The organism is Streptomyces sp. NPDC013317, assembly GCF_055563155.1.
Genome location: NZ_JBVHDX010000017.1, coordinates 82,386 through 107,168 on the forward strand (window position 1 = coordinate 82,386; position 24,783 = coordinate 107,168).

Below are 24,783 nucleotides of genomic sequence, written 5' to 3' on the forward strand. Positions count from 1 at the left end.
CCGGACGGGGCATGTCCGGACCCCGGTCCGACCGCAGGTCCGGCCGCACCGGAACCGGCCGCCGATCCAGGCGCGGCACCGGAACCGGCCACGGGTCCAACCGCGACACCGGGACCGACCGCGAGCGCGGGTCCGACCGCAGGCCCGGACACGCCTCGGGAGCCGGTCGCGGCACCCGACCCCGGTCCGACCGCAGGTTCGGCCGCGGCACCGGAACCGACCGCTGGCCCGGACACGCCTCGGGAGCCGGACGGGGCATGTCCGGACCCCGGTCCGACCGCAGGTCCGGCCGCACCGGAACCGGCCGCCGATCCAGGCGCGGCACCGGAACCGGCCACGGGCCCGGACACGCCCCAGGAGCCGGACGCAGGCGCGGAAGCGGTCGCCGGCCCGGGCGCAGCACCGGAACCGGACGCAGACTCGGAGACCTGCCCGGACACCTGCCCGGCCTCAGCACCGGAAACGGCTGTCGGCCCAGGCACGGCACCGAGGCCACGCGCGGATCCGGCCGCAGGGCCGGACAGCGGGCCGGCCGCAGGTCCGGCTCCAGTCCCGGAACCGACCGCCGGTCCCGGCGCGGCACCGGAGCCGGCCACAGGGCCGGAGTCCGGCCGGTAGGCCGACGCACCGGCGCCGGACACCGGTCCGGACGTGGCGCCGGCCGGGTGGGAACCGTCGGTGGGGCGGGACGCCCCTGCCGGGGCGGAAGTGTCAGGGGCCTCGGCACCCACGCCGGACGGCACGGCGCCGAGGATGCCCGCATCGGTGGCGGCAGCCTGGGCGGAGCCCGGGCCGGCCCCCGGCAGGGGCGGCCCGGTCGGAGGGACGGTGCCGGACCCGCCCGGCCCCGTACCGGACGCCCCCGCACCCGCACCGCCGCGCCCCGACACCCCCCGCCCGAAGCCGTTCACGGCGTATACGCGCCGGCCCGCGCCGCTGTCGCCCGTCTCGAACGAGGCGGGCGGGGCGATCGACAGGTCCACGCCGAAGAGCGGACGCACGCCCGCCGCCTCGCAGGCCTTCGCGAAACGGATCACGCCCGCGACCGTGTCGCGGTCCGTGAGGGCGAGCGCGTCCATACCCCGCTCCGCCGCCCGCTCCGCCAGCCGCTCAGGGTGCGACGCGCCGTACCGCAGGGAGAAGCCCGATGCGGTGTGCAGATGCGTGAACCCCGGCATGCACACCTCCCGCATCAATTCGCACGTACGTTCCCACCCCCCACTTCCTCACCATAGACCATTTCGAACGTCCGTACGATACGCCGCGCACCTCATCCGTTCAGCCCCGTCCCACCTGCACAGACACCCCTCTCCCCCGAGCGTGGGGGCATGAGCTTCGTCGATGAACTGAAGAGTGCCGTCACCCCCCGAACCGCCCTGCTCGTCGTCGGCGTCTTCGCCCTCCAGCTGCTGTTCATCGCCTCGTACGTCGGGGCGCTCCACGACCCGAAGCCGAAGGACGTCCCCTTCGGCGTGGTCGCGCCCCCACAGGTCTCCGCCCAGCTCGTGGGGCAGCTGGAGAAGCTCCCCGGCGAACCGCTCGACCCCCGGACCGTCACGGACGAGGCCGAGGCCCGGGACCAGATCCTGAACCGGGAGATCGACGGCGCCCTCCTGGTGAACCCGGCCAGGAACACCGACACCCTGCTCGTCGCCTCCGGCGGCGGCACCGTGCTCGCCTCCGCCCTGGAGTCGCTCTTCACCCGGATCGAGGGGCTCAACCAGCGCACCGTACGAACCGTCGACGTCGCCCCCGCCTCCCCGGAGGACTTCGACGGCCTCTCCGCCTTCTACCTCGTCGTCGGCTGGTGCGTCGGCGGCTACATCTGCGCCGCGGTCCTCGCCATCAGCGCGGGCGCACGGCCCGCGAACCTCCAGCGCGCCTTCATCCGGCTCGGGACCCTCGCGCTCTACGCGATCCTCGGCGGCCTGGGCGGCGCGGTCATCGTCGGCCCGATCCTGGGCGCCCTGCCGGGCAGCGTCGCGGCCCTGTGGGGCCTGGGCGCCCTCGTCGTCTTCGCGGTCGGCGCCGCCACGCTCGCCCTGCAGTCGCTCTTCGGCATCGTCGGCGTCGGGCTCGCGATCCTGCTGATCGTGGTCGCGGGCAACCCGAGCGCCGGAGGCGCCTTCCCGCTGCCGATGCTGCCACCGTTCTGGAAGGCCATCGGCCCCGCCCTGCCGCCGGGCGCCGGCACCTGGGTGGCGCGCTCGATCGCGTACTTCAAGGGCAACGACGTCACCGTCTCGCTCCTGGTGCTCTCCGCCTGGGCCGTCGTCGGCAGCGCGATCACCCTGGTGATGTCCTCGCTGAAGCGCAGGCCCGGAACCGAGCCGACCCCCGAGGAGCTCGGCGCCGCGGGCGGCGCCGCCGCCTGAGCCCGGCCCACCCGGCGCGCCCGGCCCACCCGATCCGACCGGCGCGCCCGGGCCGACCGATCCGCACCGGCCCGCACCGGCCCGCACCGGAAATCCCTGGCACACCCGACCGGCGGACCGCTACGTTCGCGGGGCACCTTCGACCGTCCCCGAACCGACAAGGCTCTCCGTGACCTTCGTGCGCCCGGCCCGTCCCGATGAACTTCCCGCCCTGGTCGAACACCCCGGCGACCCCGAGCGCAACGCCGCCACCCGCGCCTACCTCACGCAGCTCCTCGACAGCGCGTGCACCCGGCCCGAGTGGTGCCTGGTCGCCGTGGAGGAGGACGGACGGCTCACCGGCAGCGTGGTGCTGTGGACCATACCGGGCCACGAAGTCCCGCTCGCCTTCGTCCTGTTCGAGGCGCCGGAGCACTCTCCGGAGACCGCGTCCGCGCTGCTCGGCGCGGCGGCCGCGAAGGCCGGGGAGCTGGGCGCGAAGAAGCTGGAGCACGTCGTCGACTCCCCCGCCCAGGCACCGCAGTTCCAGCGGAACCCGGAACGCCGGGGGGAGCTGCTGCGCGACTCCGGCTTCACGGTGATCCGCGACGGCCGGCGGTTCGGCTTCCGGACCCCCGCCGCCTCCGCCTCCGGCGAGACCGGCGGGCTGCCCGCCGACGACCCCCGCCTGACCTTCCGCTCGCTCGCCGACCTCGGCCCCGAGCCCTTCGTCGCCGTCCTCGCCGAGCTGCTCGCGGACACCGCGGACGCCCGGCTCGCCGCCGACGTACGGCAGCACGGCGCGCGGCGCGCGGCCGAGCTGCTCTTCGAGGAGACGGCCGAGCTGAAGCACGAGCCCGAGTGGTGGGAGCTCGGTCACGACGCCGACGGCACCGTCGCCGTGATCAGCCTGCCGGCCGAGAACCCCGGCGTTCCGGTGATCGGCTTCGTCGGCGTCACCCCCGCACACCGCGGCAAGGGGTACGCCACCTCCGTCGTGATCCGGGGCACGCGGGTCCTGGTCGCCGCCGGTGCCACGGAGATCCGCGGGGACTGCGACGCCGCGAACGTGGCCATGGCCAAGGCCTTCGAGCGGGCCGGATACGTGAACTTCGCCGACCGGCTGGAGTTCGCCCGCGCGCTCTGATCCCCACGTCGGCGCCGCGGTCACGCCCGCGATCGCGGCCGAGCGGAAGCGGCCGACGACCCGGAACCTGCGTACGGCACGCCCTACGACTGCGCCCCCGCCACGCCCTAGGCTGTCCGGCCATGGGAAGGCGTGTGCGCACCGACGACGGCCGCCTGCTGCTGGCCGAGGAATGGGGAGACCCCTCGGGGACTCCCGTACTGCTCCTGCACGGCACACCCGGCAGCCGGCTCGGCACCGCGCTGCCCGATCTCGCCGACCGCTGTCCCGGCTTCCGGTTCCTCGCCTACGACCGTCCCGGGTACGGGGGTTCGGACCGGCTCCCCGGGCGGCGGGTCGCCGACGCGGCCAGGGACGCGGCGGCCGTCGCCGACGCGCTGGAGGTGGAGCGGTTCGCCGTGGTCGGACGGTCCGGCGGCGGGCCGCACGCGCTCGCCTGCGCGGCCCTGCTGCCCGACCGGGTCCGGGCCGTCGCTGCGCTGGTGGGCATCGCGCCGCCGGACGCGGCGGGGCTCGACTGGTTCGCCGGCATGACCCCGTTCAACGTCCGCGAGTACGGCCTTGCGACCGAGTCGCCCGAGCTGCTCGACGCGGACCTCGCCGCCCGGGCGGCGGACATCCGGCGTGACCCTGGGCGTCTCGTCGAGGACCTGCGGGCCGAGCTCTCCGACCACGACCTGCCGATCGTCTCCGATCCGGCCGTACGCGCCGTGCTGCTGCGGACCTACCGCGAGGCCCTCGGCGCCTCGCACCACGGCTGGACCGACGACTGCCTCGCCTTCACCCGCCCCTGGGGTTTCGACGTCTCCGCCGTCGCCGTCCCCGCGCTGCTCTGGCACGGACTCGACGACGCCTTCTCCCCGCCCGCCCACACCCGCTGGCTTGCCGGACGGATCCCCGGAGCCACGCTCGCCCTGGAGCCGGACGCCGGTCACTTCGCCGCCCAGTACGCGCTGCCGGCCGTGCTCGAGTGGGTCAGGGCTCAGGAGGGCGGCGGCAGATAGCCGGCGGAACGGGCGCCCTTGAGGCAGTTCATGACCCGCTCATGGCTGTCGCCGACCGTGTCCACGACCCGCATGCGCATGTGGAGGGCGTCGACCTCGTCGACGAATCGGCGGGAGAACGCGCCCATCAGAACGGTCTCGTAGGTCCCGGTGCCCACCAGCGGGAACGTCCCGAAGGTGGGGATCTGGAAGTCCTCGCCCGGGACGAGACCGGCCGCCGTCAGGGTCGCCACCGCCCCGGGAACGTCCGTCCACGGGGTCGAGGAAGGGTCGGTCTCCCCCGCGAGCACGACTCTGCACTCGTACCTCTCGACCACCGCCGTGTACTGGCCGCCGTTGTAGACGCCGGTCCGCCACTCGGCGGCGTTCCCGCGCAGCGTGCCCGTCGTCCAGTCGCTCCGCCAGCCCAGGTAGGGCCGTACGGTACGGGCGTACTGGGCCCGCGCGAGGACGGCGGCCGCCGCGACCGCGAGGAGGCTGCCGAGCGGCTCCATGTCGAGGAGCTGCAGCCGCCACGGCCAGTCGGTCCTGGCCTCCTCCGTCATGTTCGCGCGGACGATCTCCCAGCCCAGGACGGCGGTGAGCAGGCAGAGCAGCACGATCGGGGCCGTGTAGAGCAGGCGGCTGCGCCGTACCCTGCGCTGGGCGTCGCCGGGTATCGGCCCACCGGGCTGGACGGTCACGCGCTCTCCCCCACCACGAGTCCCCGCGCCCGGCCCCGGCCGTGTCACGGCCGGGGCCGGGCGCCCGATGGGATCATGGTGCTACGGAAGGCGGGTCTCCGCCTAGGCCGTTTCGGCCTAGAACACGTTGACCCCGTACGCGTTCAGCGCCTCGGTGACCGGCTGGAAGAACGTCGTGCCGCCCGAGGAGCAGTTGCCGCTGCCGCCCGAGGTGAGGCCGATGGCGCGGCTGCCGGAGTAGAGCGGGCCGCCGGAGTCGCCGGGTTCGGCGCAGACGTTGGTGCGGATCATGCCGTAGACGATGTCGCCGCCACCGTAGTTGACGGTGGCGTTGAGGCCGGTGACGGAGCCGCTGTGGGTGCCGGTGGTGGAACCCCGACGGGTCACGGACATGCCGACCGTGGCGTTCGCGGCACTGGTGATGTCGACGCTGCCGACCGTGCCGGACTTGGTGACGCTGCTGTTGGTGTACCGGACGATGCCGTAGTCGTTGGTCGGGAAGCTGGATCCCGAGGTGGAGCCGAGGACGGTCGTGCGGCCGGAGTTGGAGTACCAGGTGCCCGCGCCGTCGGTGCAGTGCCCGGCGGTCAGGAAGTAGTAGTTGCCCGCGCTGTCACGGACGTTGAAGCCCAGGGAGCAGCGCCAGCTGGACGCGTAGATCGCGTCGCCGCCGGAGATCAGCTTGTTGAACTTCCCGGGGGTCCGCTCGATGCGGAGCGCCCCGGCGTTGGCACCGGCCTGGCGCTTGATCTCGGCTATCTCCGCCTTCGACACGGTGGAGTCGGCGGTGACGACGAGGGTGTTGGTGGCCTGGTCGACGTGCCAGGCGGTGCCCGCCACGTCGGCGGCCAGTACGGCGTCGCCCGCGGCGGAGAGCTGCGACGCGCTGAAGGTCCGGGCGGTGTCGGCGCTCGCGGTGGGGATCGCGACGGCGGCCGCGGCGGCGAGTCCGGTGGCGACGGCGAGCAGACGGACGGATCTCGTGGGGGTGGTGCGCTTGGTCCTCACTTCTCGTTCCTCCAGAGGGGAATCGGGGGCCCGCCGTGGGGGGTCGGACCCGTGAGGCGCGGCCAGGGGCCGGCGCTGTGGGCGAGTCTCGGCCGCCCGACCGGGCACCGCAAGGGCGCCTTTCGGCCGTACGACGCTCAACTACGCTGCTCTGAAGCAGATATGACGACGGCTCAGTAGAGGCTGACGCGGTACTTGGCGAGGGCCTCCGGAACCGGCTGGTAGAAGGTCGTGCCACCGCTCGAGCAGTTGCCGCTGCCGCCGGAGGTGATTCCGAGCGCCTTGGTGCCGTCGTAGAGCGCGCCGCCGGAGTCCCCGGGCTCGGCACAGACGTTGGTCTGGATCATGCCGCGCACCGTGCCGCCGCCGGAGTAGTGGACGGTGGCGTCGAGGCCGGTGACGGTGCCGCTCCGCGTGCCGGTCGTGGAGCCGGAGCGCTTGACGGACTCGCCGACGTAGGCGTCGGCGGCGGTGTAACCGCCGGGGTGGGCGAGCGAGGTGTTGTCGTAGCGGACCAGGGCGTAGTCGTTGCCGGGGAAGCTGGACCCGGTGGTGGGGCCGATCAGGGTGGACTGGGCCGAGTTGGCGTACCAGGTCTTGACGACGTTGCCGCAGTGCCCGGCGGTGAGGAAGTAGTACGTGCTGCCACTGCGCACGTTGAAGCCGAGCGAGCAGCGGTAACCGTTGCCGTAGATGGCGTCGCCCGGTCCGAGCAGCGGCTTGAAGACGCCGGGCGTGCGCTGCACCGTGAGGGCTCCGGCATCGGCGCCTGCGGTCCTGCGGATGGTGGCGATCTCGGCCTCGGAGACGGTGGAGTCGGCGGTGACGACGACCCGGCCGGCGGCCCGGTCGACGTACCAGGCCGTACCGCCGACGTCGGCCTTGAGGACGGCCGCGTCCGCGCGGGCGAGCTGGGCGGATCCCGCGGCGCCGGGAGCGGGCGCCGCGTGGGCACCGGGCAGGGCGAGGGCGGTGGCCGCTGCCAGTCCGGCCGCGACGGCGAGCACTCGGGTGGGCTTGATTCTCACTGGTCTCCTCACGAACTCTCCTTGTGGGAAAAGCGGAGGGGCCTGGTGGTACGGCCCATGCGTGACGAGCGGGATGATGTGTCCCTGACACGCACGGCTGAGATGGTGTCCCACGGCGCCCGCGCGCACAAGACCACGGACCGAAGCACGCCCGCCGCCGGTGCGGCCGCGGGGCGCGTCCCGCGGCCGCCGAGCGGAGGAAAGGACCGGGTCAGGCCTCGACGAGCCGCCGTTCCCCGGCCGGTACGCCGGTGTCGAGAGTGTTCCCCGGGGGCGGGAAGGGGCAGATGAAGTGGTCCGCGAAGGCGCACGGCGGCAGCAGCGCGCGGTTGAAGTCGACCGTCACCGAGCCGTCCGCGGCGGGAGCGGCGGGACGCAGGAAGCGGAACCGGTAGCTGTCGCGGCCGCTGGTGGCGTCGGCGAAGACCGCCCACAGCGTGCCGTCGTCCTCCACGGCGACCTGGAGGGTGTGCTCGACGCCGCGGAGCTCGAAGGAGAGCTCGCCGGTGAGGCCGAGTCCCCGCTCCTTCCCGTCGGCGTTCTCGACCCTGACGTTGCGGGGCTCCTCGTACGCGCGGAAGGTCCCGGGCACCGCCCAGCGCTCGTCGTACGGCGTGGCCTCGATACCCCGGAAGGCGCGGCGCGCCGCCGACTCGGGGTCGAAGTCCCGTACCGCCCAGAGCCCTTCGCGACGCAGGACGACGAGCCGCCGGCCGGCGGACTCCGCCCGGGACTCGTGGATCGGGGCGTGGTCGGCGGTCAGCCGGACGCTGCCGATCAACGGCTTGCCGTCGACGGTGACCGCGTCCTCGGCGCCGGCCGTGAGGACCACCTCGTCGCCGTCGTCCAGCCACCGCCCGGGAACGGCCGGAATTCGACCCTCCGGGTAGTCGGAGAGCCAGTACGTGCCGGCGAGGGAGAGCGGTCCGTACGACGAGGAGACCGCCGCGGTGCGCTGCTCGTGCCAGTGCTGCCAGTCCTGCTGGGGATCCGTGCTCATGGTGTTCAACCCTTCCATACGGGGTCGGGAAGCCCGGACGCGACGCTCGCAGGGGCCACGCGGGCCGCACGGGGCCACGCGGGGGCAGGGCGCCGGGCGTTCACAGGCGAGTTCATCCAGAGCAGCGGCGACTGTCCGTGGCGCCAGAGCCGCCCGCCGCCTGGCGGGTACGGGTCGACGAGATGGATGTCGAGGCCGGACCGCCGTACAGCTCCGGCGCGTTGGCTGCGATGCGCTCCAGCACCCCGGTGCCGCGCGGCCCGGCGCCGACGACGACGAGGGAGCGTCGCTCAGCAGCCGCAGTCACACCCGCAGTCGCAGCCGTCGCAGCAGCCGCCGTCCCCTTCCCCGTCCCCGCAGTTGCAGCAGGAGCAGCAGTCGCCGCAGCCGCTGCAGTCGCAGTTGCTGCACGACCCTTCGCGACGCTCCCGGCTCCACGGGTCCTCGTACGTGCCGCAGCACAGCTGGCACGTACACGCCAGGCCCATCCAGACCGCGCAACCGGCCATCAGGCCGCGGCGCCGGTTCGGCGGCTCGGGCGGCAGCGGGCCGCCGGGACCGCCGGGACCGCCCGGCCCCGGGGCGTACGGGTTGCCCGGCACGGGACCGGGGCCGTACGGCCCCGGCTGGTACGGCCCCGGCTGGTGCGCTCCCTGGTGCTGCGCTCCCACGTGAGCACCCGACCCGTGCGCGCAGGTCGTCGTGCCGAAGGCGCGGTCGACCGAGACGCGCAGCTCGTGGGCGAGCAGCACGTGCACCAGCCGGCCGTTCACGAACTCGGCGTCCCGCAGTGCGAGGCGGATGCCGTGGAGCGCGTCGTCGGCGAGCCGCCGGGCCTCGGTGAGCGGGGTGCCGGTCGCGGTGAGCGGGTTCCACGCGCCTGACGCGGCGTCCGCCGCCCGGTCCTCCACGGCGTCGAGCAGGTGGGCGAGCCGCCCGAAGAGCCGGCCCGCCTCGGCGAGCGGCTCGACGTTCCCCGGCCGGCCGGCGAGCACGGCGGTGTGCGCGAAGGCCGCGGCCGTCGCCGTCTCGGTCGGCTCGGTGACCACGAGCAGCGGTGTACCGGGCCCGGCGAGGCTCTCGACCCCGGCCTGCCGGTCCACGGCGTCCACCAGGACGGCCGTGTCGAAGCCGACCGCCCGCCCGGTCCGCGCGCCCGCCCGGTCCCAGGACCTGGCGACCCGGCGGGCCGCCGCGGCGACCGGGCGGCGCGCCAACAGCCCGTCCCGGTCGGCGACGTGGTCGCGGACCTTCGCCGAGGCGAGGACCAGCGACACGGCTGCCGCGAGACGTGCGCCCTCGCCCCTCGCGACCGGCGCGGTCCTCATCTGGCGCAGCGGGCAGGGACCGGCGGTCCGGCGTCCGCCGTCGACCAGGCCCGTCTGAGCCTCCGTCAGAACCGAGACGATGAGGCCGTCGTAGTTGGTGACCACCCGGGCGAACTGCCCGTGGTCGGCCCGAAGTGCCAGACAGAGGCCGCAGAGATGGGCCATCCATTCGGTCCTGAGGCCCTCGGTGAGCCGGTGGGTGCAGGGCCTGACTATGCCGAACAAAAGACTCCCCCGTGAGTCGCGCGCAGGTGCTGCCGCAGCGGTCTGCGGCGGTGTGGCGGCATCGTATCGACCTGGTCCGTTCACCCGGACGCTCCGGGCGTCACCCTTCTGGACCGACATTCATATTTTAAGTTCCACGACCCCTGCGGAACCTCCGTCAGGCCCCGTATACCGCAAGATTCCTGACGATTCGCCAGAAAACGGCCCTCACGTTCTGCACCAGTACCGTCACGAAACCCGCGCGCGCCGACTATCCACTTGGCGCGCGATCCGCATCATGGACGACGATAGGGATATGCGGAACCACAAGTGACCGCGCTGAAAGGAGGCGACCATGGGATCGGTGCGCAAGGCGAGTGCATGGCTGGGCCTCGTCGAGGACAACGACGAGCGCTACTACGACGACGAGTACGCCGAGACTGCCGAGAGCGGCGACGCCTGGGTGACGGACCCCCGGGTCCGGGTGGCGTCCGACTCGGCGCAGGAGCAGGGCCGCCGGATCGCGACCGTCTCCCCGGACGGGTTCCGGGACGCCCGGGGCATCGGCGAACTCTTCCGGGACGGCGTCCCGGTCATCGTGAACCTCACGGCCATGGAGCCCTCCGACGCCAAGCGCGTGGTCGACTTCGCCGCCGGTCTCGCCTTCGGCCTTCGCGGCTCCATCGAGCGGGTGGCGACGCGGGTCTTCCTGCTGACCCCCGCCGACACGCAGATCATCAGCGGAGACCCCGCGGGGCGTACGCAGGACGGTTTCTTCAACCAGAGCTGAGCCGGGAGCGCCTCCCGGCGGCAGCGCCGGGGAGCTCACCGGCCCGTTGTTCCGACCGGCCCGTCCCACCGAACGGACTCACGACCGCCGGGCATGCCCCGGGGTCGAGCAGACCGGTTCGGCGGACTCGCGGGTGGCCGACCCGGCGGACTCACGGGCGGCCGGTTCGACGGGCTCACGGGTGGCCGGCACCCGTACCTCCGCGGGGGCCTCGGCCACCAGGTCCTCCGGATCGACCATGCACTCCATCACGCGCGGCAGCCGCAGGGCCATCAGCGCGCCGAGCAGCAGCAGCGCCGCGCTGACGAAGAGCGTGACGTGGAGACCGTCCACGAAGGCGTGCCGCGCCGCGTGGTACAGCGCCGGTCCCGCCGTGCCGCCGAGCTGGTCGGCGACCTTGTAGGCCTCGCCGAGCGAGTTCGCGGCGGCCTCGCTCGCGGCGGCCGGGACACCGGGGACGGCGGCCAGGCCGGGCGCGTACGCCGCGTTCATCACGCTGCCGAGGAGCGCGATGCCCATGCCGGCACCGAGCTGGTACGAGGTCTCGCCGATGGCCGCCGCGCCGCCCGCGCTCTCCGGCGGGGCCTCGCTGAGCATCGACTCGTACGCCGAGAAGAGGGTGGTCTGGAGCCCGAAACCGAGCAGGACGAAGCCGCAGGTGAGCAGCAGCGGCCGGTCGTTCTGGCCCATCAGGACGAGCAGGAGCACGGCGGCGGCGGTGAGCACGAAGCCCCAGCCGACCATCCGCCGCGGGCCGATCCGGCGCAGGGTGTACGAGCCGGTGGCACCGGCCGCCATGGCGGCGAAGGTGAGCGGCAGCAGTCGTAGCCCGGTCTCCAGCGGACTGAGCCCGAGGACGAGCTGGAGGTACTGGACGGCGATCAGCTCCAGGCCGACCAGGGCCAGCATGGCGAGCACGATGCAGCCGACGGAGGTGGTGAAGGCGGCGCGGGAGAAGAGCCGCATGTCGATCAGCGGATGCGCCCGGCGCCGCTGGCGGCGTACGAAGAGGATCAGCAGCGCCGCGCCGAGGAGCAGCGGTGCGGCGGTCGCGGGATCGAGGATGTTCTCACCCGCACCGATCCGCTTCACCCCGAGGACCATGCCGAGCACTCCGGCCGCGGCCATCAGCGCGCCGAGGACGTCCCAGGGGCCGTCGCCGCGCCCCTTGGACTCGGGCAGCAGCCAGCGGCCGAGCGGCAGGATGAGCGCCATGAGCGGGATGTTGATCAGGAAGACCGAGCCCCACCAGTAGTGCTCGACCAGGAAGCCGCCGAGCACCGGTCCGGTGGCGGCGCCGATCGCGGCCACCGCCGTCCAGATGCCGATCGCGGTGGCCCGCTCACGCCGGTCGGGGAAGACCGCCCGGAGGATCGAGAGCGTGGCGGGCATGATCATCGCGCCGCCGACGCCGAGGAGGGCGCGGGCGCCGATCAGGACACCTGGCGCGGTGGCGAGGGCGGCGACCGCGGAGGCGACGCCGAACAGCGCGTAACCGAGGAGGAGCACTCTGCGCCGGCCGATCCGGTCGCCCAGCGTGCCGAAGAGGATCAGCAGCGAGGCGCAGATCAGCGGGTAGGCGTCGACGATCCAGAGCAGCTCGGTGGAGCCGGGGCGCAGGTCCTCCGTGAGGGAGGGGACGGCGACGTGGAGAACGGTGGCGTCCAGCGCGACCAGCAGCAGGCTGACGCAGAGGACGAGGAGGACGACCCAGCGGTTGGCGCCGCCGCCGGCGGCGCGGAGTCGTGCTCCGGCCGTGATCGTCCGCTGCATGTACGTACCTCCCAGTGAAGCTCTCGCGCTCGGCGGGCACCGGCCGGGGTTCGGGTTCCCGGGGCGGCCCGGCATCGACGGGCGAGTGAGCCGTCAGCGTACGCGAGTTCAAGGCCCGAGCGCGTGGTGCAGCTCTCACCCCGGCAGACCGCCGGGTGTGGCGTACGCCACTCCGCCTACCCGGCGCGCCTCCTCGAATTCCGGCCGCACAACCGTTTGACGGATTTCCCCGACGTGCAAACAGGCTTCCGGAAAGTCGCCCTCCGGCAATTGGGCGGAAGGTCATCGGATTCTCCGACAGACGCCAGGAATAAACCCCGGTCTGAGACCTACTCCACATCACATCGTCATCACGAAGACACCGGATCGACCAAGGTCGACACTCACTCCCTGTAACGTCGATTGGGTGCGTACCGACATCTTTGCCCGGCTGGACCGGGAGCCGGAACCGCCGAAGATAGAGGTCCCGCGGATGACCCGCACGCGTCTCGCCCTCTTCGGCGGGACGCTGGCGTTCTATCTCGCCATCGTCGTGGCCGTGCTGCTCTCGACGTGGCTGGTGACCCTCGACTGGAAGATCATGCTCTTCCGGCCCTATCAGCAGTGGCCGGACCTGCACGCCTTCCTCGACTACTACGTCGTCCTCGGCCAGCGCGGTCCCACCGCCGTGATGGTGGCGGCCTGGCTGGGCTGGCGCTCCTGGCGCCAGCACACCCTGCGACCGCTGCTCACCCTCGGCGCCGCGCTCCTCCTGCTCAACGTCACGGTCGGCGCGGTCAAGCTCGGCCTCGGCCGGCTCGGTCCCCACTACGCGACGCAGATCGGCTCTGCCGAGCTCTTCGCCGGCGGCGATATATTTCCGTCCGGCCACACCGCGAACGCGGTCGTGACCTGGGGAATCCTGGCGTATCTGGCGACCACCCCGCGGGCCCGGCGCTATCTGTCGGCCCTCTCGGCCGTGGTCGCGCTGGGCGTCGGCCTGACCACCGTCTACATCGGTACGCACTGGCTGAGCGATGTGCTGCTCGGCTGGGCGGCGGGGCTGCTCATCCTGCTGGCACTGCCCTGGTGCGAGCCGCTGATCAGCCGCGTGGAGGCCATGGTCCTCAGCGCCCGCGACCGGCTGCGCGAGCAGCTCCGGGCCCGCCGCAGGCTGGTCCCGTCGCTGCCCGTCGCGACCGGTGGGCCGCGTCCGGCGATGTACCCGCCGCGTCCCGCGGCGACCGAGGAGCCGGTCCGGGAGGTCATCGGCGCCCGCAGCGGGCGGGCCGCCGCCACGCGCGGCGACGGCCGGCTCACCCCGCCGCTCACCGCCCCTCGTCCGCACACGGCGCACGCCGGGCACGGTGGACACACCGCGCACGCCGCACGCTCGGAGCGGTCGCCGGTCACCCCGGCCGGCAGCCGCCGCCCGCCGCACTCACGGCCGCTCACCGGCGGCTGAGCGCACGACCGCATGAGGAAGGGCCCCGGCCGTGGCCGGGGCCCTTCCTCATGCGGTGCGCCGGTCCGCGGCTAGCCGAGCCAGCAGCGGGTGACGGAGCCGTCCGTCACCTCGAAGTTGATCCGGCCCTCCAGGTACTCCATCGTGATGATCGAGCCCGGAGGCAGCGAGCGGACCACGTCCCAGCCGTGGTCGCGGGCGAGCAGTTCGGCGTGCTCCTGGTCGAGCCCCACATAGTCTTCGGGCGGTACGGGGAACCTCGGCTTCGGTGTCATGTGCCTCACGTTAGTCCCTTACCGGTCACGCTTGTGTCACAGCTTCTCGACATATGTTTGACACGAGCGCCGTCACCCGAAAGGGCAGTTTCCAGCCGATTCCCCGGTAATTCAAGGCCCGTTCGGACAGCCCTTCCGAGGGGGTCCGGAATTCCGTTCCACGCCCTGGTCAGGGAAATTCGGGGGCGGAGGACGGCCCCACGGTATTCACGATTTCCCCGCATGACGCGCACACGCTCGGCCGACCGGAGCAGCGCGTACGGCCGCCTCCCGTGTCCCCGCCCCCGGTGCGCGCATCATGTCCGGACGATTCGGAACCGGAGGCATCGATGGGCATCGACACCGCGGACGCGGCCGTCGAATCACCTCGGGAACGGCATGGGCGGGTCCTGATCGACTGGCTCACCACCACCGACCACAAGAAGATCGGCCACCTCTACCTGGCCACGTCGTTCCTCTTCTTCCTGGCCGCCGGGGTGATGGCGATGCTGATGCGGGCCGAGCTGGCCCGCCCCGGAACCCAGCTTCTCGACAACCAGCAGTTCAACCAGGCGTTCACGCTGCACGGCACGATCATGCTGCTGCTCTTCGCGACGCCGACCTTCGCCGGCTTCGCCAACGAGCTGGTGCCGCTCCAGATCGGCGCCCCCGACGTCGCCTTCCCGCGGCTGAACATGTTCTCGTACTGGCTGTTCCTCTTCGGCGGCCTGATGGTGGTCGGCTCGCTGCTCGTGCCGAGCGGGCCGGCCGCCTTCGGCTGGACCGCCTACGCCCCGCTCAACAGCCTGGAACGCTCCCCCGGCATCGGCCCCGACCTGTGGATCATGGGACTCGCGCTCTCCGGCTTCGGCACGATCCTCACGTCGGTGAACTTCCTGGCGACGATCGTCGGGATGCGGGCGCCCGGCATGACGATGTTTCGGATGCCGATCTTCACCTGGAACATCCTCTTCACCACGATCCTGGTCCTGATGGCCTTCCCGGTCCTGGCCGCGGCGCTGCTCGTCCTGGAGTCGGACCGGCGGTTCGGCTCGCTGGTCTTCCAGCCGGAGAACGGCGGGGCGCTGCTGTGGCAGCACCTCTTCTGGTTCTTCGGCCATCCCGAGGTCTACATCATCGCGCTGCCGTTCTTCGGCATCATCAGCGAGATCATCCCGGTCTTCGCCCGCAAGCCGATCTTCGGCTACACGACCCTGATCGCCGCCACCATGGCCATCACCGGGCTCTCGGTGGTGGTGTGGGCGCACCACATGTTCGCCACCGGGGCCGTCCTGCTGCCCTTCTTCTCCCTGCTGTCGTTCCTGATCGCCGTGCCGACCGGGGTGAAGTTCTTCAACTGGACCGGCACGATGCTCAAGGGCTCGCTCTCGTTCGAGACGCCGATGCTCTGGTCGATCGGCTTTCTGGTGTCCTTCCTCTTCGGCGGACTGACCGGCGTCATCCTCGCCTCGCCGCCGATGGACTTCGCGGTCACCGACTCGTACTTCGTCGTCGCCCATTTCCACTACACGGTCTTCGGCACGGTCGTCTTCGCGACGTTCGCCGGTTTCACCTTCTGGTGGCCCAAGTTCACCGGGAGAATGCTCGACGAGCGCCTGGGCAAGATCCATTTCTGGACCCTCTTCGTCGGCTTCCACCTGACGTTCCTCGTGCAGCACTGGCTCGGCGCGGAGGGCATGCCGCGGCGGTACGCGGACTATCTGGAGGCCGACGGGTTCACCGCGCTCAACACGGTCTCGTCCATCGGCGCGTTCCTGCTCGGCGCCTCCACGCTGCCCTTCCTGTACAACGTCTGGCGCACCGCCAGATACGCGCCGAAGGTCGAGGTGGACGACCCGTGGGGGTTCGGCCGCTCCCTGGAGTGGGCGACGTCCTGCCCGCCGCCCCGCCACAACTTCGACGCCGTTCCGAGGATCCGCTCCGAGGCCCCGGCCTTCGACCTGCACCACCCGGATTTCGTGACCTACGAACGGGCGCGACTCACCGCCCCGAGCGCTCCACGGCCCGAGAGAGCCGGTCCCTCAGAACCCTGACCCGGTCGTCGAGCTCCCTGGGGGCGACGACCTCGAACTCGAGCCCCAGCATCAGGACGTGGACGACCATGCCCTGCAGACTGCCGGCGCCGGCGCGCAGCAGACAGGTGCCCTCGCCGTCCGGCTCCAGGACGCCGTCCATCGGGCCGACGACGGTGGCGGCCTCGGCGAGCGGGACGTGCAGCCGGATCGTCGCCTCGGCCGCGTAAGCGGCCCCGGAGACGCCCTTGGACACATAGGCCGCCAGGTCCTCGGCGGGCGGCTCGCGGGGCGGGAAGCGGGGTCCGTGGGGCGGCTTCGGTTCGATCCGGTCGACCCGGAACGTACGCCAGTCGGCACGGTCCACGTCCCAGGCGACCAGGTACCAGCGGCGTTCGGTGCACACCAGCCGGTGCGGTTCGACGGTGCGCCGCGTCGTGGCGCCGCCGTGGTCGCGGTACTCGAAGCGGAGCCGCTCGCTGTCCCGGCAGGCGTTCGCGAGCTCGGTCAGGACCTCCGGGTCGACCTGGGTGGCCGGGGTGCGCAGCATCGGCACGGTGAAGGCGTTGAGGGTGCTGACCCGGCGCCGCAGCCGTCCGGGCAGCACCTGCTCCAGTTTGGCCAGGGCGCGTACGGAGGTCTCGCCGATGCCCTCGACGCCCTGCCCGGCGGCGGTGCGCAGTCCGACGGCGACGGCGACGGCCTCGTCGTCGTCGAGGAGCAGCGGCGGCAGCTCGGCGCCGGCGCCGAGCTGGTACCCGCCGCCCGTGCCGGGGCTGGCGTTGACCGGGTAGCCGAGCTCGCGCAGCCGGTCGACGTCCCGCCGTACGGTCCGGGTGGTGACGCCGAGGCGTTCCGCGAGGTCGGTGCCGGACCACTCACGATGGGCCTGCAGCAGCGAGAGCAGGCGGAGCAGGCGTGCGGAGGTCTCCAACATGGCTCCGAGTCTGCCAGCCGTCGCGGACAGCCACTGTCCTCGACGGCTCAGCGGAACCGGCGGACGAGGACTCCGATCCGGCGCTTGAGCTCGTACCCGGCGTCGACCACGGTGCCGACCGCGCGATGGCGGGTCTCGCGGAACCGGCCGTGGGTGCGGCCGCTCGCGCCCCGGGCGACCAGCTCGGTCCAGATCTCCTCGTGGCGGGCCGCGATCCGGACCGGGTCGAAGCGTTCCGAGGCGGCGAGGGCGGCCCGCGCGGTCTTGGCGCGCAGATCGTCGTCCTCGACGAGTTCGAGCAGGGCGCGGGCCACCGCGGAGACGTCGTCGACGGGCACGAGGCGGCCGTCGACCCCGTCGTCGATGATCTCGCGGGGGCCGTACGGGCAGTCGGTGGAGACGACGGGCAGACCGCACCGCATCGCCTCGACGATCGTCATGCCGAAGGACTCGCGCCGTGAGGTGACGGCGGCGATCGAGCCCTTGGCCCACTCCGGCTCCATCGGGTTGGCCGTGCCCATGAGGAAGACGTTCTCGCCGAGACCGAGCTTCTCGACCTGCCGGGCCAGCGCCTGCTTCACGTTGCCGAAGTGGTCGCCGGTTCCGTAGATCCGCAGCTTCCAGTCCGGGTGGGCGGCGGCCACCTCGGCGAAGGCGGCGACCAGCACGTCGTACCGCTTGACCGGGGTGAGCCGCCCCGCCGCGACGACGACCTTCGAGGCGGGGTCGGCGGGCGGCACGCTCGGCGCGGGCACGCTGTTGGGCACCGCGTCGATCCGTACGCCGGGCAGCCGCAGCCGGGTGCGGTACGAGCGGGCGTCGGCCTCGGTGACCGTGGTGACGGCGTCGAGGACCGCGTACCGGTGCGCGATCTCACGGCGCAGCCGGAAGGTGTGGCCGTCCAGGATCAGGTGCTCCTGGCCGACGAGGACCGGGCCGCGCCGGGTCTGCCGCGCGAGGTGGACGTTGAGGCCGGGGCGGGTCGAGACCACGACGTCGGCCTCGACCGATGCCAGATGGGCGCCGATCCGGGCGTCGGTCAGCGCGCTGTACTGCTTCCACCGGCCGTCGCCGCGCGGAAAGACCCGGGCGGGCCGGGAGATCTCCGGGTGCGCGCCGTCGTAGTCGGCGCTGTCCTTGCGCAGGTCCACGAGATGACGCAGGGTCACGCCGGCGGGGACGCTCAGGATCGGCTCGTTCCGGTGCCGGAAGACGGAGACGATCTCGACCTCGTGCCGCTCGGCGAGGGCGTGGGCGAGGGTGAACGTCGTCCGGATGGTTCCGCCGATGTGGTAGGCGTTGTGGAGCAGGAACGAGATGCGCATCGGACTGGTGGTTCCCCCGGATCAAGTGGTGCGGTCGCTGGCGACTCTACGCGTCGGCCACGCCCGGTTCACGTCCGGTGGGCTCAGGGCCGGTAGCCGAGTTGGGGGACGACGGCGCAGTTCCTGTTCATGTCGCCCTGGCCGACCCATCCCCGTCCGTCCTGCCAACGGGCCACGGAGAGACAGGTGTCACGGGTCTTCGGCGGCTCGGCGAGCTTCTCGAACCGGACGGGCAGCAGCAGGCCGCGGGCGGTGTACGGCTCCGGCCGGTTCATGAACTCCTCGACGCAGGCGCGGGTGAGCCGGTCCCCGCAGGACAGCGCCGCGTCCGTGAACCACATGGCGGCGGCCCAGCCCTCCAACTGCCACTGGGAGAGCGGCCGGTCGCCCATCGCCTCGCGGAACTCCCGTACCGCCGCGTGCCCGGTGTCCTCGTAGTTGCGGCTGGATCCGGTGACGAAGAGCGAGGCGCGGCAGCCGGGGGTCCCGGCGTAGTCGCGCGGCACGGTAGAGGACCAGTTCTGCACGTTGGTCACCTTGGCGGTGACCTTGACGTCCAGCGCCTCCATCGCCTCGCAGAGCCGGACGTTGCCGTGGGTGTCCATGGCGTCGAAGACGAGGTCGGCGCCCTGGGCCCGCAGATCGGCCGCGACGGCGCGGAAGTTGGGCAGGGCGAAGTCGACCTGCTCCTCGACGACTCGGTACCCCTCGGCCCGCAGCCCGTCGGCGATCAGCCGGGCGTACGCGGTCGATGCGGCCTGGTTGTAGGAGACGACGGCGGCGGTGCGGGCCCCGTGTTCGCGCTTGAACCAGTGGTAGACCTCGGTCCCGCCGTACAGGACCCCGTCCCAGCCCGGCGCCTTCCCGGTGCGCGGGGCGAGGCTGCCGTAGATGCCGTACAGGTGCGGATAGGTGTCGTACGCCGGGGTGAGCGGCTGGCCTCCGATGTCGGGGACGCCGGCCTTGGCGACCAGCGGCGCGCCCGCGTAGTCGAGCGCGGTGGTGGCGACGAGCGCGAAGACCTTCCGCTCGTCGATCAGCCGGTGCACGCACTCGTTGTTGCCGACGCCGCTGCCGCCGTCGTCGCAGGTGACGACCTCGACCCGGCGGCCGTTGATTCCGCCGCGGGCGTTGAGGGCGTCGAACCAGGCCCGGGCGCCGTCGCGCGGTCCTGAGAACGCGTCACCGCCGACGGGGCTGGTGGCGCTGGTGATGATGCCGATCCGGAGCGGCTCACCGCCGGAGGGGACAGTAGCGGTGGGCCGCGTCTCGAAGGCACGCTCCGGGAGCCGGCTGCCGCACGCCGCGGTCAGGCCGAGCAGCGCGGCGAGGAGCAGCGTGCCTGCCGTCTCAGCAACCCTGAACCGTCGCACCGCTGAGCTGCGCCAGGCCGCAGAGGGTCTTCACGGAGACCTTCCAGGTCTCGTCCTGGAAGACGGAGGTGCCCTGGGCGTCGGGCACGGCCGGGGCGCCGGAGACGAGCAGGTCGTAGGTGACCTGGGCGTCGTTCGCCGAGGTGAACTCGATCGTCTTGACCTTCGCCGTGGCCGCGGCGGCGGCCTGGTTGGTGAGCAGCGCCTCCAGTGCCGGCCGCATCTGCTCGCCGTTCTCCAGCAGCTCCGCGCGCTCGGACGCCGGGGTGTCGGGGTCGAAGAAGTCGGTCCAGTTCTGGGTGATCTCCGCCCGGGCGGCGGCCGGGTCGGCCGGTTCGGCCGCGGCCGACGCGGTCGGGGTGGAGTCCGCGTCGCCGCTGTCGTCGTTCCCGCAGGCCATGAGGGTCGGCCCGAGCACGAGGACCGAGGCGGCCGCCAGGGCCGCGATACGAGAGCGTGAGCGGGTGCGTCCCACGCGTCGCTTGAGAACCATCTGGCTCACCACCGGGTGTCCGTCGGGGCCGGGCGCCCTGATGATTCCAGGGTGAGCCGATTAAGGGCATAGTGCAAGGAACATGGACATCAAGGGCGAGTCGCTCGGGGGCGGAGACGAGGAGGTCCCGTGCCGACATCCCGGGTACTGCTGTGGGCCGGCCTCGCGGCGGCGGCCGGCGGCGCGGTGCTCTGCGTCCTGGGGTGGTACGGGATCTCCGGCGAGCGGTTCGCCGAACGGCAACTGCCCTTCCTCGCCTCGTGCACGGTGCCGGGGGCGGCGCTGATCGTCGCCGGGGCGGTGCTGGTCGGGGCGGCGGGCCGGGTGCCGGTGCGCAGAACCGCCCCGCCCGCGAAGGCCCTCGAGGACACGGCCCCGCCGTCGTCCGAGGAGCCGCCGGTCCGGGTGCCGGGCGGGACACTCGCCCACCGGCCCGACTGCCCGCTCGTGGCGGGCCGGGCGGACGCCGAGCCGGCCGGGGACGCGGAGCTCGGCCCCTGTCCGGTGTGTGAGCCGTGGCCTCGCTGACGTACGACCTCACGCTCGCCGGACTCGCGGTCGGCAGCGCCGCCGCGCTCACCGGCATCGGACTGATCGTCACGTACCGCGCGACGGGCGTGCTGAACCTGGCGCACGGGGCGATCGCCATGGTCTGCGCGTACGTGCTGCGGCAGCTGGTGGTCGAGTGGGGCTGGCCGCTGTCCCTGGGCGCGCTGGTGACGCTCTTCGTGGTCGCTCCCGGAATCGGTCTGGTCCTCGACCGGGCGGTGTTCCGGCCGTTGGCGCTGCTCGGTTCCAGCCCGGCGCAGACCCTGGTGGCCTCCATCGGTGTCTTCGTGCTCCTGGTGGGCGGTGCGGCGCTGGTGTGGGGCACCGGCGCGCGGGCGGACGCGCCGGTGCTGCTCGGCGACGACCCGTGGACACAGCTCGCGGCGGTGGTGCTGCTGGCCGTCGCCGTGGGGGCGGTGACCCGGTGGACCCGGTTCGGGCGCGAGCTGCGGGCGGTGGTGGACAACCGGCCCCTGGCGATGCTGGGCGGGATCGACGCGGACCGGGTCTCGGCGGCGGGATGGGCGTTCGGCGCTTTCACGGCCGGTCTGACGGGGGTGCTGCTGGCCCCGTACGTACGGCTCGACCCGTACGGGCTGCCGCTTCTCGTCCTCGAGGTGATCGCGGTCGCGGTGGTGGCCCGGATGCGGAGCCTGCCGGTCGCGATCGTGACGGCTCTCGCGCTGGGCGTGGCGCAGGCGCAGCTGACCCGGCTCCACCCGGAGGGGTGGGCGGGGCCGCTGGTGCAGGCGGTGGGGGCGAACCTCTTCGTGCTCGCACTCCTTGTGGCCGCGCTGGTCCTGCCGGGGGTCGCCGGGCGCGGCCAGGACGCGCTGCCGCCGCCGGCCGTCGCGCCCCGGACCGCGCCGGGCGTCTGGTTCACGGTCGGGGTGCTCTTCCTGCTCCCCGTGGGCTTCGCGGGCACGGATCTGCACACGGCGATCCAGGTCCCGGCGCTCGCGATCGTGCTCCTCTCCCTGGTGGTGGTGACGGGCCGGGGCGGGCAGATCGCGCTCGGCCAGGCGGCGTACGCGGGCCTGGGAGCGCTGTTCACGGCGCTGCTCGCGGCGGGCGGTCTGCCGGAGCTGGTCGCGCTCGCGCTCGCGGTGCTGATCGTGGCCCCGCTGGGCCTGGTGACGGGGTGGCCGGCGATCCGGCGCCACGGCCTGGCCCTGGCGCTCGCGACGCTGGCCGTCGGGGTGGCGGTGAGCCGGTTCGTCTTCGCGCAGCCCTACGCGACGGCCGGCCTGGAGCTCGGGCGCCCGGCGGGCTTCGCCGACGACCGCCGCTACTACGCCCTGGAGCTCGTCGTCCTGGCCTGCTGCCTCGTCCTGGTCGCGGCCCTGCGCCGGGGCCGCACGGGCCGTGCGCTCGCCGCCCTGCGCGACCACGAGGGCGGCGCGGAGGCGGCCGGGGTGCGGGTGGGCCCGCTGAAGATCCTGGCCTTCGTCCTGGGCGCGGCCCTGGCGGCCCTGGGCGGCGGCCTCCTCGGCATGGGCCTGCGCGCCTTCGACCCGGAGGCGTACGACCCTGTCCGCGGGCTCCTCTGGTTCGCCGCGGTCATCGTCCTTGGCGCGGACAGCCTCCTCTCCCCGCTGGCCGCGGCGGCCCTCCTCGTCGGCCTGGACGCGGGCACGAGGGGTGGCGTGGCGGCGGCCGCGATCGGCGTCCTGGCTGCTCTGACGGGCCGGATCCCGCCCCTGACGTCCTGGCTGCCCGCCCGCCGGGCACGGCCCTCGGCCGAGGCCACGGCCGCACCCCGTGACGCTCCCCCGGCCTCCCCGTCCGGGGGCACGGCCGGTACGGAGGGCAAGACCGGGCCGGGCAGGGCGGCCACGCCCGCCGCGGCCGGGACCGGCGCGGCGAAAGGCGACGGAACGGCAGGCGGCGACGGAACGGCAGGCGGCGACGGAACGGGAGGTGGCGACGGCACGGGAGGTGGCCATCGGCCGCACCGCCGACGGTCCGCTCGCCTGCCCGGCCCCCCGCCGGCGCCCGGCCCCGCACCAGCCCCCAGCCTCGCTCCCGACCCCGCCGCCGGCCCACGCCCCCCGGCTGTGGCGCCCCGGCTCCGGGCCCACCACCTCACCCTCACCTATCCCGGCGGCCTCACCGCCCTCAGCGATGTCACCCTCGAGCTCCCGCCGGGCCAGGTCACCGCCCTGGTCGGCCCCAACGGCGCGGGCAAGAGCACCCTCTTCGACTGCCTCGCCGGCACCCTGCGCCCCACCGGCGGCCGCGTCACCCTCGACGGCGCCGACATCACCCCGCGCCCCGCCCACGCCCGCACCCGGCTCGGCGTCGCCCGTTCCTTCCAGCAGCTCGCCGTCTTCCCGTCCCTCACGGTCGAGGACAACGTCCGCCTCGGCGCCGAACAGGGCCGGCGCCGCTCCTCCGCGCAGACCGAACAGGCCCTCCGCCTCCTCGGCCTCTCCGGCTCCGTCCGCCACCACCCCGCGGCCGACCTCCCCACCGGCACGCTCCGCCGTGTCGAGCTGGCCCGCGCCCTCGCCGGCGACCCCCACACCCTGCTCCTGGACGAGCCCTCGGCCGGCCTGGACGCCGAGGAGACCGACGCCCTCGCCCGGGTCCTCGCCGCCCTCGCCGCCGACGGCCTCACCGTCCTCCTCGTCGAGCACGACCCGGATCTCGTCGCCGGCGTCGCCCACACCGTGCACACCATGGAGGGAGGCCGGATCGTGTCATGAGCGTCGAGATCGCCCTGCGCGCCGCCCGCGTCCGCTACGGCCCCCTGGAAGCCCTGCACGGCCTCGACCTGCCCGTCCCGGGCGCGACCGTCACCGTCCTCGTCGGCCGCAACGGCTCCGGCCGCACCACCGCCCTGCGCGCCCTCGCCGGCACCGTTCGCCTCGCGTCGGGCCGGGTCCTGTGGCGGGGCGCCGACGTGACGCGCCTCCACGCCCACGCCCGTGCGCGGCGCGGACTCTGCCTCGTACCGGATCTGCGGGCGGTGTACGCGACACTCACCGTCGCCGAGAACCTGGACCTGGCCCCCGGGGACCGGGAGCGGGCGCTGGCGGCCTACCCCGAGCTGCGCCCCCTGCTCGCGCGCCCCGCCGGCACGCTCTCCGGCGGGGAGCGCCGGATGCTCGCGCTCTCCCGGGCCCTGGTGACCCCCGCCCGCGTGGTCCTGGTCGACGAACCGTCCCTGGGCATGTCCCCCGCCGTGGCCGCGCGTACGTACCGGCTGCTCGCCGCCCTCGCCCGGCCGGGCGGCGCCGCCGTCGTGCTCGCCGAGCAGCGGCCCCCGCCCGGACTGCCGTCCGGCACGCTGCTGCACGAGCTGCGCCGCGGCTCCCTCGCGTTCAGCGGGGAGGCGGCCGAGTTCACCGCAGGGCGGTGAGCGGTGCGATCCGCAGCATCGTCCCGACGAGGAGCCGGTTCGGGTCCGCCCCGACGACGCTCCGGTTCGCCTTGTACAGCGGCTGCCAGCCGCCCGCGATCCTGAACCGGCGGGCGATCGAGCTGAGGGTGTCGCCCGGCTGGACCACGTGCGCCCGCCCGCTCAGCCCGTACCGCTTGGAGCAGACCGGCCAGGCTCCCCACCCCTGGGTACGCAGCACCTCCTCCGCGATCGTGATCTGCTGCGCGCGGGTCGCCAGGTCGGCCCGCTTCGCGTACCGCAGTCCGCCGTGCCCCTCCCAGGTCGGCTGCCAGAACTGGAGCCCGCCGTAGTAGCCGTTGCCGGTGTTGATGTGCCAGCGTCCGCCGCTCTCGCACTCGGCGACGCAGCCCCACGGCCACTGGTCCTTGGCGCAGGCGTAGGCGGGGATCCCGGCGGGGGCGGGGACGCGGGCGGCGGACAGGTGCGGGGCTTGTGCCTGGGCCGGCGCGGGGACGAGGGCCATCAGCGCCGCGGCGGACGCACCGGCCGCCCACAATCTGATCTTCGACATCGCGGCAGGCTAGGCAGTGGAGAGGCCCTCAGGTCCCGTGCCGCGCGGGAGGACGCGCATCACCCACCCGGTCGGAGTCACACAAGTTGCCGCACCCGGACGCGTGACCCCGGCCGAGCCTTCCCCGTTGAACTCGGCA

General features: G+C 73.5%; 21 protein-coding genes and 2 pseudogenes. 9 read left to right on the top strand and 14 right to left on the bottom strand.

Features of this window, described 5'->3' with window-relative positions:
- Positions 1-967: 967 nt before the first annotated feature.
- A pseudogene (locus ACZ3IJ_RS32050) lies at positions 968-1,178 on the bottom strand (PHP domain-containing protein); the annotation flags it as partial.
- 150 nt (positions 1,179-1,328) lie between these two features.
- Here ACZ3IJ_RS32050 and ACZ3IJ_RS32055 point away from each other — a divergent pair.
- The 3 genes from ACZ3IJ_RS32055 to ACZ3IJ_RS32065 all read left to right on the top strand — a co-directional run bounded on the left by ACZ3IJ_RS32055 (position 1,329) and on the right by ACZ3IJ_RS32065 (position 4,505).
- Complete coding sequence (locus ACZ3IJ_RS32055; RefSeq protein ID WP_391799522.1) at positions 1,329-2,375, top strand: DUF3533 domain-containing protein; 1,047 nt, start codon at positions 1,329-1,331, stop codon at positions 2,373-2,375.
- Between the two features lie 169 nt (positions 2,376-2,544).
- Positions 2,545-3,501 (top strand): GNAT family N-acetyltransferase, encoded by a 957-nt coding sequence (locus ACZ3IJ_RS32060; protein ID WP_467473946.1) that lies wholly within the window; start codon positions 2,545-2,547, stop codon positions 3,499-3,501.
- Positions 3,502-3,623: 122 nt separating this feature from the next.
- Positions 3,624-4,505, top strand: a complete 882-nt coding sequence (locus tag ACZ3IJ_RS32065) for an alpha/beta fold hydrolase (protein WP_467473948.1) — start codon at positions 3,624-3,626, stop codon at positions 4,503-4,505.
- Here the strand turns inward: ACZ3IJ_RS32065 and ACZ3IJ_RS32070 are convergent.
- The 6 genes and pseudogenes from ACZ3IJ_RS32070 to ACZ3IJ_RS32095 all read right to left on the bottom strand — a co-directional run bounded on the left by ACZ3IJ_RS32070 (position 4,484) and on the right by ACZ3IJ_RS32095 (position 9,777).
- Entirely contained in the window at positions 4,484-5,188 is a 705-nt protein-coding gene (locus tag ACZ3IJ_RS32070) for a hypothetical protein (protein ID WP_467473950.1), read from the bottom strand. The two genes, ACZ3IJ_RS32065 and ACZ3IJ_RS32070, sit on opposite strands and share 22 nt — an antisense overlap.
- Before the next feature lie 117 nt (positions 5,189-5,305).
- Positions 5,306-6,196 carry a S1 family peptidase gene (locus tag ACZ3IJ_RS32075; RefSeq protein ID WP_467473952.1) on the bottom strand — a complete coding sequence of 297 codons (891 nt, stop codon included), beginning with the start codon at positions 6,194-6,196 and terminating at the stop codon, positions 5,306-5,308.
- Positions 6,197-6,369: 173 nt separating this feature from the next.
- Positions 6,370-7,224: a S1 family peptidase gene (locus tag ACZ3IJ_RS32080; protein ID WP_467473954.1), complete on the bottom strand. Its 855-nt coding sequence runs from the start codon at positions 7,222-7,224 to the stop codon at positions 6,370-6,372.
- 211 nt (positions 7,225-7,435) lie between these two features.
- The gene (locus ACZ3IJ_RS32085) at positions 7,436-8,224 is read right to left on the bottom strand and encodes a DUF1684 domain-containing protein (protein ID WP_467473957.1); all 789 of its coding nucleotides are present in this window, start codon (positions 8,222-8,224) and stop codon (positions 7,436-7,438) included.
- 107 nt (positions 8,225-8,331) lie between these two features.
- Positions 8,332-8,531 (bottom strand): annotated as a pseudogene (locus ACZ3IJ_RS32090) (FAD/NAD(P)-binding protein); the annotation flags it as partial.
- Positions 8,515-9,777 (bottom strand): DUF5685 family protein, encoded by a 1,263-nt coding sequence (locus tag ACZ3IJ_RS32095; protein WP_467473959.1) that lies wholly within the window; start codon positions 9,775-9,777, stop codon positions 8,515-8,517. The pseudogene ACZ3IJ_RS32090 and the gene ACZ3IJ_RS32095, both read right to left, overlap by 17 nt.
- Before the next feature lie 334 nt (positions 9,778-10,111).
- Here ACZ3IJ_RS32095 and ACZ3IJ_RS32100 point away from each other — a divergent pair, with 334 nt between their 5' ends.
- Positions 10,112-10,546 carry a cell division protein SepF gene (locus ACZ3IJ_RS32100; RefSeq protein WP_352192563.1) on the top strand — a complete coding sequence of 145 codons (435 nt, stop codon included), beginning with the start codon at positions 10,112-10,114 and terminating at the stop codon, positions 10,544-10,546.
- A gap of 78 nt (positions 10,547-10,624) precedes the next feature.
- On the opposite strand, the gene ACZ3IJ_RS32105 is transcribed toward ACZ3IJ_RS32100, so the two are convergent.
- Positions 10,625-12,319: an MFS transporter gene (locus ACZ3IJ_RS32105; protein ID WP_467473962.1), complete on the bottom strand. Its 1,695-nt coding sequence runs from the start codon at positions 12,317-12,319 to the stop codon at positions 10,625-10,627.
- 406 nt (positions 12,320-12,725) lie between these two features.
- Here ACZ3IJ_RS32105 and ACZ3IJ_RS32110 point away from each other — a divergent pair, with 406 nt between their 5' ends.
- Positions 12,726-13,763 carry a phosphatase PAP2 family protein gene (locus ACZ3IJ_RS32110; protein ID WP_467473964.1) on the top strand — a complete coding sequence of 346 codons (1,038 nt, stop codon included), beginning with the start codon at positions 12,726-12,728 and terminating at the stop codon, positions 13,761-13,763.
- Positions 13,764-13,834: 71 nt separating this feature from the next.
- Here the strand turns inward: ACZ3IJ_RS32110 and ACZ3IJ_RS32115 are convergent, their stop codons facing one another.
- Positions 13,835-14,038, bottom strand: a complete 204-nt coding sequence (locus tag ACZ3IJ_RS32115; RefSeq protein ID WP_383175344.1) for an I78 family peptidase inhibitor — start codon at positions 14,036-14,038, stop codon at positions 13,835-13,837.
- Positions 14,039-14,367: 329 nt separating this feature from the next.
- Between ACZ3IJ_RS32115 and ctaD the strand changes: the two genes are divergently transcribed.
- Entirely contained in the window at positions 14,368-16,071 is a 1,704-nt protein-coding gene (gene ctaD, locus ACZ3IJ_RS32120; RefSeq protein ID WP_467473968.1) for an aa3-type cytochrome oxidase subunit I, read from the top strand.
- On the opposite strand, the gene ACZ3IJ_RS32125 is transcribed toward ctaD, so the two are convergent.
- The 4 genes from ACZ3IJ_RS32125 to ACZ3IJ_RS32140 form a co-directional block, all read right to left on the bottom strand.
- The gene (locus ACZ3IJ_RS32125) at positions 16,019-16,987 is read right to left on the bottom strand and encodes a helix-turn-helix transcriptional regulator (protein WP_467473970.1); all 969 of its coding nucleotides are present in this window, start codon (positions 16,985-16,987) and stop codon (positions 16,019-16,021) included. The two genes, ctaD and ACZ3IJ_RS32125, sit on opposite strands and share 53 nt — an antisense overlap.
- A gap of 47 nt (positions 16,988-17,034) precedes the next feature.
- The gene (locus tag ACZ3IJ_RS32130) at positions 17,035-18,312 is read right to left on the bottom strand and encodes a glycosyltransferase (RefSeq protein WP_467473973.1); all 1,278 of its coding nucleotides are present in this window, start codon (positions 18,310-18,312) and stop codon (positions 17,035-17,037) included.
- 83 nt (positions 18,313-18,395) lie between these two features.
- Positions 18,396-19,685, bottom strand: a complete 1,290-nt coding sequence (locus tag ACZ3IJ_RS32135; RefSeq protein WP_467473975.1) for an ABC transporter substrate-binding protein — start codon at positions 19,683-19,685, stop codon at positions 18,396-18,398.
- Positions 19,663-20,178 (bottom strand): MTB12 C-terminal domain-containing protein, encoded by a 516-nt coding sequence (locus ACZ3IJ_RS32140; RefSeq protein WP_467473977.1) that lies wholly within the window; start codon positions 20,176-20,178, stop codon positions 19,663-19,665. Before ACZ3IJ_RS32140 ends, ACZ3IJ_RS32135 begins: the two co-directional genes overlap by 23 nt.
- 129 nt (positions 20,179-20,307) lie before the next feature.
- Here ACZ3IJ_RS32140 and ACZ3IJ_RS32145 point away from each other — a divergent pair, with 129 nt between their 5' ends.
- The 3 genes from ACZ3IJ_RS32145 to ACZ3IJ_RS32155 are packed head-to-tail and all read left to right on the top strand — an operon-like array spanning position 20,308 to position 24,091.
- Positions 20,308-20,706: a hypothetical protein gene (locus ACZ3IJ_RS32145; RefSeq protein ID WP_467473978.1), complete on the top strand. Its 399-nt coding sequence runs from the start codon at positions 20,308-20,310 to the stop codon at positions 20,704-20,706.
- On the top strand, positions 20,694-23,435 hold the full coding sequence (locus ACZ3IJ_RS32150; RefSeq protein WP_467473982.1) for an ABC transporter permease subunit: 2,742 nt from the start codon (positions 20,694-20,696) through the stop codon (positions 23,433-23,435). The genes ACZ3IJ_RS32145 and ACZ3IJ_RS32150 overlap by 13 nt, the downstream gene beginning before the upstream one ends.
- On the top strand, positions 23,432-24,091 hold the full coding sequence (locus ACZ3IJ_RS32155; protein ID WP_467473984.1) for an ATP-binding cassette domain-containing protein: 660 nt from the start codon (positions 23,432-23,434) through the stop codon (positions 24,089-24,091). Before ACZ3IJ_RS32150 ends, ACZ3IJ_RS32155 begins: the two co-directional genes overlap by 4 nt.
- Here the strand turns inward: ACZ3IJ_RS32155 and ACZ3IJ_RS32160 are convergent.
- Positions 24,075-24,644 (bottom strand): LysM peptidoglycan-binding domain-containing protein, encoded by a 570-nt coding sequence (locus ACZ3IJ_RS32160; RefSeq protein ID WP_467473987.1) that lies wholly within the window; start codon positions 24,642-24,644, stop codon positions 24,075-24,077. The two genes, ACZ3IJ_RS32155 and ACZ3IJ_RS32160, sit on opposite strands and share 17 nt — an antisense overlap.
- Between the last annotated feature and the right edge of the window lie 139 nt (positions 24,645-24,783).